At 44.1% G+C, this 12518-nt stretch carries 9 protein-coding genes; 4 read left to right on the forward strand and 5 right to left on the reverse strand.

The window, feature by feature from the left end; all coding sequences use genetic code 11:
* Positions 1 to 46: 46 nt before the first annotated feature.
* Positions 47 to 418 (reverse strand): hypothetical protein, encoded by a 372-nt coding sequence (locus AAEO56_RS03700; protein WP_341695676.1) that lies wholly within the window; start codon positions 416 to 418, stop codon positions 47 to 49.
* 107 nt (positions 419 to 525) lie between these two features.
* Here AAEO56_RS03700 and AAEO56_RS03705 point away from each other — a divergent pair, with 107 nt between their 5' ends.
* Positions 526 to 975: a hypothetical protein gene (locus AAEO56_RS03705; protein ID WP_341695677.1), complete on the forward strand. Its 450-nt coding sequence runs from the start codon at positions 526 to 528 to the stop codon at positions 973 to 975.
* Positions 976 to 1055: 80 nt separating this feature from the next.
* Positions 1056 to 1424, forward strand: coding sequence for a hypothetical protein (locus tag AAEO56_RS03710; protein WP_341695678.1), 369 nt, complete (start codon positions 1056 to 1058; stop codon positions 1422 to 1424).
* Between the two features lie 50 nt (positions 1425 to 1474).
* Here the strand turns inward: AAEO56_RS03710 and hemL are convergent, their stop codons facing one another.
* From hemL to AAEO56_RS03725, 3 genes are read right to left on the reverse strand one after another with little or no spacing between them, the layout of a single operon-like run.
* Complete coding sequence (gene hemL, locus AAEO56_RS03715) at positions 1475 to 2761, reverse strand: glutamate-1-semialdehyde 2,1-aminomutase (RefSeq protein WP_341695679.1); 1287 nt, start codon at positions 2759 to 2761, stop codon at positions 1475 to 1477.
* Between the two features lie 5 nt (positions 2762 to 2766).
* Entirely contained in the window at positions 2767 to 3675 is a 909-nt protein-coding gene (locus AAEO56_RS03720) for a glucosaminidase domain-containing protein (protein WP_341695680.1), read from the reverse strand.
* Positions 3676 to 3679: 4 nt separating this feature from the next.
* Positions 3680 to 4570 (reverse strand): 1-aminocyclopropane-1-carboxylate deaminase/D-cysteine desulfhydrase, encoded by an 891-nt coding sequence (locus AAEO56_RS03725; RefSeq protein WP_341695681.1) that lies wholly within the window; start codon positions 4568 to 4570, stop codon positions 3680 to 3682.
* A gap of 123 nt (positions 4571 to 4693) precedes the next feature.
* Here AAEO56_RS03725 and AAEO56_RS03730 point away from each other — a divergent pair, with 123 nt between their 5' ends.
* On the forward strand, positions 4694 to 7066 hold the full coding sequence (locus AAEO56_RS03730) for a GAF domain-containing protein (protein WP_341695682.1): 2373 nt from the start codon (positions 4694 to 4696) through the stop codon (positions 7064 to 7066).
* Positions 7067 to 7438: 372 nt separating this feature from the next.
* On the opposite strand, the gene AAEO56_RS03735 is transcribed toward AAEO56_RS03730, so the two are convergent.
* Positions 7439 to 8626: a Pycsar system effector family protein gene (locus AAEO56_RS03735; RefSeq protein ID WP_341695683.1), complete on the reverse strand. Its 1188-nt coding sequence runs from the start codon at positions 8624 to 8626 to the stop codon at positions 7439 to 7441.
* A gap of 26 nt (positions 8627 to 8652) precedes the next feature.
* Here AAEO56_RS03735 and AAEO56_RS03740 point away from each other — a divergent pair, with 26 nt between their 5' ends.
* A complete protein-coding gene (locus tag AAEO56_RS03740; RefSeq protein ID WP_341695684.1) occupies positions 8653 to 12375 on the forward strand; it encodes a metallophosphoesterase in 3723 nt (1240 codons plus the stop codon).
* Positions 12376 to 12518: the final 143 nt, after the last annotated feature.

Below are 12518 nucleotides of genomic sequence, written 5' to 3' on the forward strand. Positions count from 1 at the left end.
ACACGGCTTTATGCATCCCTAAAAAAGGGATTTACGGAAATAAACTTTATGAAATAAATATGGGAGGATGAAAAACAGAAGCTACATCGAGATGAGAATATCCGTTGCGGTATTCGGTGATATTAGCTGTTTTGGATACAATTAATTGGGATGAAAAATGAAAGGATGCAATTGGTTCAAGAAATAAAACTTCTGTTTCGGCCTGTCCGGATTTCTTTTCGGAAAGCGGTTTTTCATTTTCAGATGCCTTAGCAAGCTCTTTGGCAAGGTGGCACTTACCGTTACAGTGCATTTCGGGTTTTGCCTTGTTCTCACAAAGTGCTGTAGCTATATAATCATAATTGATAATGTAATCTAAAACCGGAAGCACCGGTTTTAAAAGCATCAGCAGGACTATAATGAATACAGCTCTTTTCACGGAACAAATGTAACCCTCATTACAGCATTACAAAAATATTTTTATTGAATTTTTAAACCTTTTTTAAGATACAGGGTCTTATAGGTATAAACTTAAAAATTAAAATTATGAAAACGTGGATCTTAGCAATTATGTTGATGATGGGTTTTGCCATGAATGCACAGCCGGGAGAAAAGAAACATCACGGCAGAAAACATCAGATGGAAAACTTTACGCCGGAACAAAGGGCAGAACTACAGGTAAAGAAAATGACACTGTCGCTTGACCTTACCGATAAACAGCAGGCCGAAATAAAAGCATTCCTTGTTGAAAAAGGAAAAGAAAGGGACAAAGCCATGACTTCGCTTAAAGCGAACCGGGAAGCAGGGAAAAAACCAACTTCAGATGAGCGTTTTGCAATGAAAAACAAGATGCTTGATGAGAAAATTGCGATGAAAGCTTTTCTGAAAAAAACTTTGGATGCGAAGCAATTAGCAAAACTGGAAAGCATGAAATTAGAGAAACGTGAAAAAATCACAAATAGAGAGAAAAATTTTAAAAAGGACGGAAGGAGATAAATTTTAAGTGTTAAAGTTTTGAGTTGTTTTATTAATTAATTAGATTTGGCGTAGAAACACTAAACAAATAATAGTTTATCATGAAAAAAATAATTGCTCTTTTCGTTATTATGCTTGCTTTTGGTGCTACTGCCAATGCACAGCAAAAGAAAGCTGCGGCCCAAACTGCAACACAACAACCTGCCGGTTCTGATGCTGCCATAAACCAGGCTGCTGCAAAAGATATGGCGTTATTGTCAGAAACATTAAAGCTGACTGATGACCAAAATACAATGTTCAAACGTTTGTTCCAGAAAAAACACCAAATGCTTGCAACCCCTAATCTTACTGACGAGCGTAAGGGAGTTATTGCAAAAAATATTGAGACAAAACTAAAATCAGGATTGGATGCTGACCAGATAGCAAAACTTGATTCAAACCCTGAATTGCTAAAAAAGCTTGTTAACTAAGAGAGTTAATACTATAAAAAAAACCTGGCCGCGGCCAGGTTTTTTTTGCTTTATAACGTTTTTGCTACCCTGCCTATCGCAGCAATAGTAGCATCGAGATCTTCGTAAGTAAGCGCGTCGGTAATGAACCATGTTTCATAGGCAGAAGGCGCTATATATATTCCTTCGGCAAGCAGGCCATGGAAAAACTTTTTAAAGGTTTCGTTATCGCCTTTAGCAGCCGATTTGAAATCGGTTACAGGGCTGGCATCAAAATGCACCGAGATCATTGAGCCTGTACGATTAATGGTATAGGCTAAATTGGTTTCATCCAGCTTTTGGCGGATGCCCGTTTCAAGATAAGCAGTTTTCGCATCGAGTCTCGTAAATATATCTGCATCGCCATTCAGCGCTTTAAGCATTTCTAATCCTGCCGCCATGGCCAGCGGATTGCCGGACAATGTACCAGCCTGGTATACCGGCCCTATTGGCGCAAGGTAATTCATGATTTCATTTCGTGCCGCAAAAGCCCCTACCGGAAGCCCGCCGCCTATCACTTTTCCAAATGCCACGATATCGGCCTTGATATTGTAGAGTTCCTGAGCACCACCTTTCGCAAGGCGGAATCCTGTCATAACTTCGTCAAATATTAGCAGGGTGCCATTAGCATCACACAACTGCCTTAAACCTTCCAAAAAGCCTTCTACAGGGGGAATACACCCCATGTTTCCGGCTACCGGTTCTATAATGATAGCAGCTATCTCTCCGGGATTGGCATTAAACAATTCAGCTACATTATGCAGGTCGTTGTATTGCGCAAGCAATGTGTCCTGTGCGGTTCCTTTTGTAACACCCGGGCTGTTGGGTGTACCGAACGTTACCGCGCCGCTTCCGGCCTGTATCAGGAACGAATCGGAGTGGCCGTGGTAGCAGCCTGCAAATTTTATGATTTTATCCCTGCCCGTAAATCCCCTGGCGAGGCGGATTGCGCTCATGCAGGCTTCGGTACCTGAATTTACAAAGCGTATCTTGTCAATACCGGGCACCATGGAAATGGCAAGCGCTGCTATCTCGGTTTCGAGTGCGGTAGGCATCCCGAAAGACGTGCCCTTTTTTGCCCTTTCGATAACGGCATTCACAACCGGTTCGTAGGCATGCCCAAGGATCATCGGGCCCCAGGAATTGATATAATCGATAAGGCGGTTGCCGTCTTCATCATAAAGGTAGGCACCTTTTGCTTCTTTCACAAAAATAGGAGTCCCCCCTACTGCCCTGAAGGCGCGCACAGGAGAGTTTACACCACCGGGTATTACCTTTTCTGCTTCGGCAAAAAGGCGGCTGCTGCGTTCGTATAACATGATTCTTATTTTACTTTTAGTACCTGCCCGATAGCAATAGCATTGTTTGACAGCCCGTTGAGGCGCATCAGTTCATCTACCGAGAGGTTGTGTTTTTTTGATATGGAATAAAGTGTGTCACCCTGTGCCACACGGTAAGACCCTGCCGGGACTGTAGTTTCGGCAACCGCAGGGGTTTCTTCTTTTTTAGGCTGTACCGGCGTTGCTTTAGGTTCCGGCTTTACATACGGCCTTTCGAGCACTTCAGCATCATAACTTGCCAGATCATAGCGTTCGATTAGCCCTATCAGTTTTTCCGGATATTTCGGGTCGGTGGCATAGCCTGCTGCCCTCAGGCCGCGTGCCCATGCTTCGTAATCATCTTTGGGAAGCTTAAACAGCGATGCATACCTGCCCCTGGTTGTCAGGAACATGGAATGGTCATTGAATGACTCGGCTGCTTTGGGGTATTTCCTGAAGCATTCCTGTTCGGAGTCGTCGTCATGGTGTACGGTATCGCCTTTCCAGTCGTTATGGCACTTGATACCAAAGTGGTTATTGGCCTCGACGCACAGTGTGCCTTTTCCTGCCCCCGATTCGAGGATGCCCTGTGCCAGCGTAATGCTCGCCGGGATGCCGTGACGCTTCATATTGTCTTTGGCAACATCTTTATATTGCAATACATAAGCCTTTACAAGATCGGCGTATACCACGGTCCTGGAAGTAGACTCAAGGACTTCGACGTTGTTATCATTACGGGAATTAGCAGCGGTGGACGTCTTTTTATCAGTTTTCGTTTTTACAGACGACCTGTCTTTTTTAGAGGATGTCCTTGTTTTTGCCGTGCTGTTCTTTGTTGTCTGGATGCGCGACCTCGATGTGCCGCAGCTTACCAGCAAACTCAATACCGCTAAAGCTAAAATTTTTCTAAACATTGTCTCAGGTTTTAATTATGGGTAGTTTCTTTCGCATCAGTTCCCTGTTCATTCCTGCTATGCCCTGCAACCCACCGGTGTGGATGAGCAGTATGTCGGAATTTTCGGGGAACATTCCTTTGTTGATCCTATCTATAACGCCAAAAAACAGCTTTGCCGTATATACCGGATCTGATGGTATGCCAGTTTTTTCAAAAAAATCGTTCATAAAGGCTACCAATTCCTCATTAATCATGCCGTAGCCACCAAAATGATAGTCTTCAACCAGCTTCCAGTTATCCCTTTTTGCAAATATAGCAACCTCATCGTGTAATTCCGCACCTTTTAACGCCGGAAAGCCTAAAACTTCCTGATGCGGTAGTGCTGCATTGATCAGTCCCGAAACAGTGCCGCCCGTACCTACCGCACAGCAGATATGGGTAAAGCGTTCATCACCGGCTACAAGTATTTCTTCGCAGCCTTTTACTGCAAGATGGTTTGTCCCGCCTTCGGGTACCAGGTAAAAGTCTCCAAATTCATTACTAATCGCTTCAATAAAAGCAGGTTCAGCCTTTTGCCTGTACGTTTCCCTTGTTACAAATTTAAAGCGCATTCCGCAGGATCGGGCAAAGGATAACGTTGGGTTATCACCAATTTTATTAACCAATTCCTCTCCCCGGATGACACCAATTGTCTCAAAACCATATTCTTTCCCTGCCGCAGCTGTAGCCGCAATATGGTTGGAAAATGCCCCGCCGAATGTAAGTAAAGCCGTCTTGCCTTCCTCTTTTGCCTGAAGGATGTTGTACTTCAGCTTCCTGAACTTGTTCCCCGAAATATGGGGATGCAGCAGGTCTTCCCGCTTTACGGTGAGCCGGATATTATCAGGGAAGGTTATGTTTACCGGTTGGTTCATGGGATTGTGCAAAAGTAGCATTATTGCTGCCAGAACGCAAAGGTTTTAAAAACCTTTGCGTTCTTAGATAACGTCGGACTAAAATTTTCGTAACTTTACGGTACTATTTGTAATGTGATGAAAATGGAACCTGATGAACATGTAGCCAGTCCTTTAATAGCGAAGATATCGTTTCATAAAGTATTGGAAACCCTGGAGGAAATTGCAGAATCTGATGTGGACTACAGGTCCGATTATGCCAAGGCGCTCCTGAGGCACACCGCGCCTTATCCCGAACTGCGCGACGGCATTACCGACCTTTCATTGCTCGAAAAGCATGAAAAGCTGATAAAAAACCTGCTGGCCGACCTGTTCCCTACCGCATTGACAAAAAATGAGATAAAAGCGGCGACCATTCCTTTTTTCAATATTACATTCAATCATACCGACAGGTTTAAGCAGATACTGATGAATGCCGGTGAAGACTTTGGCATTAGCATCAGGAATTTTGACGACCATCAATTTTACGTATTTTGCTGCTGCCTGATACTCAACGGGTATTACGGGTACCACTTCGATTTCAGCAAGCCGCTGTTTTATGATATACCCGATGCTGATGGTATTATGCACCATTACCGTATACTCTATAATGCTGACTTCCTTGAGATGTTGCCAACGGATAAAGCCATCCATATAACCGATGACGACGTTGCCCTGCTGATGGACAACTTTGATAACCTGGAACTCTGGAAAGAAAAGTTCCCTGCCGGAAGCTGGATATCCAAAGGATTTGGTATCGTATCGCTGTTTGATGCTACTGCCGAAAGCGCTATTTCGAACCTCAAAACCAACCTTTTGATAAATGACGAAAAGGAAATATCAAAATCGGACTTTGAAGGTATCTTCCGTTCTATCTACCAGATACCCGACCTGAGGATAGGATTTACCGAAGTAAATGTTCAGGACAATGTGTTCCGCCTTGCGCCATTCCAGGAAATAAAAAGCTACATCCTTAACGGGTCTAAGGAAATAAGCTGTAACACCATGATGTGCAGCGGTACGCTGGATACCATGCTTGATGAGAAAAAATACTTTGTACTGTCGGACGTTGAAGCTTATAAATTGCAGGATGATGCAGATGCCGGTTTCGCGGAGCATTTGCTGGAACAAAATATAAAGAGCTGTATTTTTGCGCCGATTATAAAGAACGGGAAGCTGATGGGCTTTGTCGAGCTGGTTTCGTCGCGCGCAAAGGAACTAAACAGCATTAATGCGAATAAGCTGGCCTATATCCTGCCGTTCCTTACCGACACTGTAGACCGCTACTATTCTGAATTGCAAAACGAAGTAGATGCGATTATACAGAATGAATATACTGCAATACACCACAGTGTTTACTGGAAATTCAGGGAGGAAGCGTTGCTGCACATTACATCCAGAGACAAGAAAGACCACGCCTACAAGGAAATAGTTTTCCGCGAGGTATATCCGCTCTATGGCCAGATTGATATTAAGGGCTCTTCAACCGCAAGGAATGAGTCGATCGAGAAAGACCTTATCCGTCAGATAGAAAGGCTGCTGTTGGTTTTCAGGTATATCTTCGAAAAAGAGAAACTACCGCTTATAGAGCAGCATATCTATGAGCTGGAAAAATTAGAGGTACAGCTTAAAGAGTCGCTAAAAGCAGATACAGAATCTATTATACAGGCCTATATCATTAACGAAGTACATCCTGTCCTCAAGCATTTTGACTCCTCGAATACCGAAATACATCAAAAAATAATTGACTATTTCGATACGCTGGATACGAAAATGAAGATGGTGTATGACAGCCGCAAGGATTTTGACGATGCACTGTCTATAATCAACAAGCAAATGGCAGCAGTACTCGACAGGAAGCAGGCAGAGGCGCAATCCTTTTTCCCGCATTATTATGAACGCTTCAAAACCGATGGCGTGGAGCATAACCTGTATATTGGTGCTTCTATTTCGCCCAAGCACACCTACAACCCGCTTTACCTGAACAACCTCAGGCTTTGGCAATTGCAGGCGATGTGTGAGATGGAAAACGAATATTACAGGCTAAGGCCGGGACTGCCCTATGACCTTGATGTGACTTCGCTCATACTTGTTTTCAGCTCGCCCATTTCTATCCGTTTCCGAATGGATGAAAAACGTTTCGACGTAGACGGTACCTACAATGCCCGCTATGAAGTTGTAAAAAAAAGGATTGATAAATCGCATATAAAGGGGACTGCCGAACGCATAACCGAAAAAGGCAAGATCACGATTGTATACTCACAAAAGCAGGAAGAAGCCGAATACAGGAGATACATTCGTTTCCTTCAGCATAAAAACATGCTGGGAAGCATAATAGAAACTTTTGAGGTGGAAGACCTTCAGGGCGTTACCGGGCTTAAAGCATTGCGTGTAACCGTTGAATACAGCAGCAGCAAACAGGAGAAAGGCACTTATAGTTATGAGGATTTGTTAAAAGAGCTTGCTCCGAGTGCTTAACATGGCTTTTACACATGCCGTTTCTCCGGAACTCTGAGCTGCACAATACTATTATTCTATAAACATTCCGCCCCTCAAGTGTTCTACAGGTGAGTCCCAGAGGGACGGTATGTTTATAGCAAACAATACCCGCGCCTGCATATGAGTTCCGGAGGAACGGTATAGTAATATAAAATTCTTAGAACACTTTGTGCTGTATTATAGTACTGTTTAGAGTTTAAAGGAATCCTTCGCAAGCACGTTCTTCTATTTCGAAACGAGAAATTCTATCAAATTTACGGCTTTTCCTGAGATTTCTCTCTCCGCAAGTTCCGTTCGAAATGGAAAAAGCTGTTACGTTTCGTTTATCAATAATACTGAACGTAAATTAGTCTAAAGCATTTTAAACGCATAAACAAAAGCAGCAACCGATGCCAGTATCCCCATTGTAAAAATCGCATAGGTAAGTCGTAGCAGCTTATACTTCCTGTGCAGTACAAGCCCAAGGAAATACAGGTCTTTTATCATAGAGCCATACAGGTAATCCCTGCTTTTCATCATTTCGTTCATCGCCCATTCGTATTCCTCAAGCGGCATTTTATAAAAATTACCAAAGAACAGCAGGTTTACTTTCCTTCCTTCGATATCTTCGCGCGTAAAGGTGCCGCTGGTTACCTTAGGCCTTGTGGACATTATGGCTAAAATAATAGATACCACACTAAATCCCATCATAATAAGGGTAGGCCGGATAAGGTGTGCATTTGAAGGGCTGTCCAGTTTTGGGATAAGGGTTGTCAGCGCGATTGAGATGATAATGGCATTTACCTGTAGCAGGATATTGGCCTTACTGTCGGCAATATCGCTTAGGCGGGTATGGTTGCCCAGCGTTACCCTGAAAACCGTATCAATCCCCCTGTCGGGCCGTTCGAGCTTTTCCAGCTTCTTTTTATTGATTTTGTCTTTGTCCTTTTTTTTCTTTTTGCCTTCGCCGCCTTCTGTAATTTCTTTTTGCAGTAAAGCTATATTCGCTTCCTTAAGAGGCTGCAGCTCCTGTTTTCCGTAATTAGTAAAAAAGCGGTGTTGCTGCATGAGTACGTTGCGGTTGCCCAATGCCCATTCTTTATCGCTAAAGGTTTTGCCCTGCGTTGCCTTCCATTCTTCGCGCAGGAGCTCCGACAATGTTGGGAAATTCTTATCGGCAAAATGAGAGCAGTCGGCATCCTTGATGATCTTTTCATACAGGTTTTCAGGTTCTGCACCTACCTTGGTGACTTTTATCAGATCGGAAACCCTCGCAGCCTTTTCTTCAGGATAATCATTTTTGCGAAGGAATTTTTCAGCGGCATGGCTGCTCCTTTCTTCATGATCGTCGGGGCCGTCAATATACCCAACATCATGGAACCACGCCGCCAGCATGATGATTTCCATGTCATCATCATTTACACCTTCCGCTTTTGCTATAACAGCGGCATTATTTACCACCCGTAAAGTATGGTTGAAATTGTGGTAAATATAATCGGGAGATAGTTTATCTTTGAATAGGTGAAAGACATAGCTTTCGGCTTTTTGAACAATATCCATACATAGGTAATTAACACAACCAATTTATGAAAATCTTTTCGGATACCATCGCAGCTAAAGGAAATATTAAAATTTTAACCTGTTTGCTTGCGCTGATATCCCTTTATTCGTGTGCAACCTACAAACCGGAGTATGGTGCCGCTACAGGACCTGTTCCTGTAAATGACACTGCCAAAACAGCAAAACCCGCGCACAGGTTCTACCTCATCGGGGATGCCGGGTATGCCAATGAGGCCCCTACGCAGGCTATGCTTTCTGTTATTACCGAAAAACTCGATAAGGAAGAAAAAAACACTACACTTCTTTACCTGGGCGACAACATTTACCCGGAAGGGATGGCACCGGACAATGGGTCGCAGGAACGCAAAGACGGCGAGGCAAGCCTGGCTTCGCAAATGAAACTGTCAAAATTATTCCCCGGCCAAACACTTATGATCCCCGGCAACCACGACTGGTATAATGGCTATGAAGGATTGCGGCAGGAGGAAAAATTCATCAATAAATATACCGGCAAAAAGTCGTTCCTGCCCGGGAAGGGCTGTGCCATCGAAGACGTTAAAATAAGTGACAATATTACCCTAATTACTATTGACAGCCAGTGGTATATCGAGGATTGGGACGACTATCCCGATATTAATGACAATTGCAATATCAAAACCCGTGAGCAGCTTTTCACCGAATTTGAAGACCTGCTGAACAAAAACCAGGGCAAGACCATTATCGTGGCCGTGCACCATCCTCTGATGAGCAACGGTTCGCACGGCGGGCAATTTTCCCTTAAAAAACAATTATTTCCATTACCGTATAATGTCCCTATGCCGATTTTAGGTTCGCTGATCAATTTGGCACGAAAAGCATCGGGCTACAGCACGCAGGACATCCAAAGCAGGGTGTATACTTCTTTTTCCAAAAGGATAAAAACGCTGATACAGGACAAGGACAATGTTATCGTAGTTTCCGGCCATGACCATAACCTGCAATACATCCACCATGACAACATCAACCAGATCATCAGCGGGGCAGGCTCGAAAGTAGAGGCCGCGCGGGTTACCTATCCGGAAGATTTTTCGTACGGGGGGACGGGTTATGCCATACTCGACATTAATGATGACGGTACCGCAAGGGTTTTTTATTACAAAGTAAAAGACGGAAAAGAAGAACAGCTGTTTGAAAAAAAACTGCTCGAAAAGACAGAAATTGTGATCAAAGATTATCCCACTACCTTCGCTCCTGTTGTTTCGGCATCGGTATATACGCCTGAAATGACTGATAAAAGTGGGTTTCACAGGTTTCTCTTCGGGGAGCATTACCGGAAATATTACAGCCTGCCAATACAGGCGCCAACTGTGAAGCTTGATACCCTGTATGGCGGGCTGGTGCCTAAAAAAACCGGCGGAGGGCACCAAACCCATTCTTTGCGTCTGCAAGCGCCGGACGGAAAGGAGTATGCCATGCGGGGGATTAAAAAAAGCGCGACACGCTTCCTGCAGGCAGTGGCTTTTAAGGAGCGTTATATTGGCGATGAGCTTGAAAATACTTTTGCCGAAAGTTTCCTATTGGATTTTTATACGACATCCCATCCCTACACGCCTCTAATTGCGGGCAGGCTGGCCGGTGCTATTGGCGTTTACCACACCAATCCCCAACTTTTTTATATACCGAAGCAAAATGCGCTTAAGGAATACAACAACGACTTTGGCGATGAGCTTTATATGATAGAGGAACAGGTAGGCAAAGAGCAAAAGGACGTGGAAAGCCTGGGCAAACCTGACGACATTGCCGGCACCGCTGAGATGCTGCAAAACCTGCGTAAAGACCGTAAATATAGCGTTGATGAAAAAGCCTATATTAGGGCCAGGCTGTTTGATATGCTGATAGGCGACTGGGACAGGCACAGTGACCAATGGAAATGGGGAGAATATAAAAAGGATGGTAAAGTAATCTATAAGCCGATACCCAAAGACCGCGACCAGGCATTTAGCCGGTATGACGGGGCACTTATGTCGATACTTATGAATATCCCTGCACTGCGCCACATGCAGACGTTTAAGGACGATATACGCAATGTAAAGTGGTTCAACCGCGAACCCTATCCGCTGGACCTTGCAGTGATTACTACAGCAAGCGAGAAAGACTGGCTTGATGAGGCCGCCTACATCCGTGAGCACCTGACCGATGCAGCCATAGACGATGCCTTTGCACATTTGCCAAAAGAAATGCAGGATGAAACTATCGAAGGTATAAAAAACAAGCTGAAGATCCGCAAAGAACACCTTAATGAATTCGCTCTTAACTATAGGGATGTACTCTTGAAAACCGTACTTATAGCAGGCACCGATAAAAAGGAAAGGTTTACCATAACCCGCCTGCTTAAAGGTGAAACTAAGGTAGAAATATTGAGCCTCAAGGATGGCGAAACACTTTTTTTTAGTAAGACATACACTCATAAAAAAACAAAAGAAATTTGGATTTACGGCTTGGACGATGATGATATTTTTGAGGTAAAAGGCCGCCCTGAAAACCCGATACTGCTAAGATTGCTGGGAGGGCAAAACCACGATACTTACCATATTGAAAATGGCAGAAAAGTAAAAGTATACGATTTTAAAAGCAAGAAAAACAGCTTTGAAGTTGACAAAAGGACTGCGCTGATACTGACGGATGACTATGAAACCAACAGCTATGACCCTGACAAGCCAAAATACAATGTTGTTGCAGGCTACCCGGCAATTGGCTACAACCCCGACGATGGTGTAAAAGTTGGCGCCTCAGTTAACTATACAATAAATAACTTTAACCGCAGGCCTTTCTCGCAAAGCCATACTGTAAAGGGCAATTATTATTTTGCCACCGACGGTTTTGAACTTAAGTATGCCGGCAAGTTCATGAATGCCGCTGCACGGTGGAATATTGGCATGGATGTACAATTTACCAGCCCTAATTTCAGTATCAACTATTTTGGGATGGGCAATGAAACGAAAAATCCGGATGACCAATTGGGCATGGATTATAACCGGGTAAAACTGCAGAAATTCAGTGTTGCCCCCTCTTTCTTTAAAGAGAGCCGTAACGGCAGCCTCACCCAGTTTGGAGCCATTTTCGAAACTATTGAAGTAGATGGGACTGTAAACCGATATGTAAACCAGCCGGGGGTCCTTAAGCCCTATCTTTTTGAGCACAGGCAATATGCAGGGATCGATGGTAAATACAGCTTCCGGAATTATGATAACGCTTCACTCCCCGCACTTGGCATGTTTTTTTACGTCGCAGCCGGGTGGAAGACCAGCATAGATGATACAAAACGTAATTTTCCGCATGCCGAAGCTTCAATAGGTATTATCCATAAGATAACCGCCGATGAGAACCTTGTATTTGCATCAATGGCAAAGGGCAAAGCAAATTTTAGCAACGGATTTGAGTTTTACCAGGCCGCTACCCTTGGCGGCGATGCTGACCTGAGGGGCTACCGCAGGGAACGCTTTACCGGAAAGCGCTCGGTATACCAAAGTACGGATATACGGTTAACTTTAGGCCGCGTAAAAACCAGCTTTATCCCTATGAAATATGGTGTTTTCGGGGGTTACGATTTTGGGCGTGTATGGGTATCGGATGACACTTCTGAAAAATGGCATCAAAGCGTGGGTGGCGGTGCATGGCTCAACGGCCTTGATGTGGTTACCGCAAAGGTGTTTTATTTTCAGGGTACCGATGGGGGTCGTATGGCATTTGGATTGTCATTTGGCATTTAAACCTGTTTTTAGATTTTACCACACAGTGCACAAAGTTTTTCACTAAGAACACAAGGCTGCACGGATAAATTGCCGTTACTGTGGGAGGGTACAACACTGTTATTTGTAGCCTGTACTCTTTACTATATTTTATCAGTGATGGA

The sequence above is a fragment of the Flavobacterium arundinis genome (genome assembly GCF_038289855.1).
GTDB lineage: Bacteria > Bacteroidota > Bacteroidia > Flavobacteriales > Flavobacteriaceae > Flavobacterium > Flavobacterium arundinis.

Coding starts and splice junctions, on each gene's coding strand:
- AAEO56_RS03725 (WP_341695681.1), bottom strand. CDS start 4,570: ATGAACCAACCGGTAAACATAACCTTCCCTGATAATATCCGGCTCACC.
- AAEO56_RS03740 (WP_341695684.1), top strand. CDS start 8,653: ATGAAAATCTTTTCGGATACCATCGCAGCTAAAGGAAATATTAAAATT.
- hemL (WP_341695679.1), bottom strand. CDS start 2,761: ATGTTATACGAACGCAGCAGCCGCCTTTTTGCCGAAGCAGAAAAGGTA.
- AAEO56_RS03710 (WP_341695678.1), top strand. CDS start 1,056: ATGAAAAAAATAATTGCTCTTTTCGTTATTATGCTTGCTTTTGGTGCT.
- AAEO56_RS03705 (WP_341695677.1), top strand. CDS start 526: ATGAAAACGTGGATCTTAGCAATTATGTTGATGATGGGTTTTGCCATG.
- AAEO56_RS03735 (WP_341695683.1), bottom strand. CDS start 8,626: ATGGATATTGTTCAAAAAGCCGAAAGCTATGTCTTTCACCTATTCAAA.
- AAEO56_RS03730 (WP_341695682.1), top strand. CDS start 4,694: ATGGAACCTGATGAACATGTAGCCAGTCCTTTAATAGCGAAGATATCG.
- AAEO56_RS03720 (WP_341695680.1), bottom strand. CDS start 3,675: ATGTTTAGAAAAATTTTAGCTTTAGCGGTATTGAGTTTGCTGGTAAGC.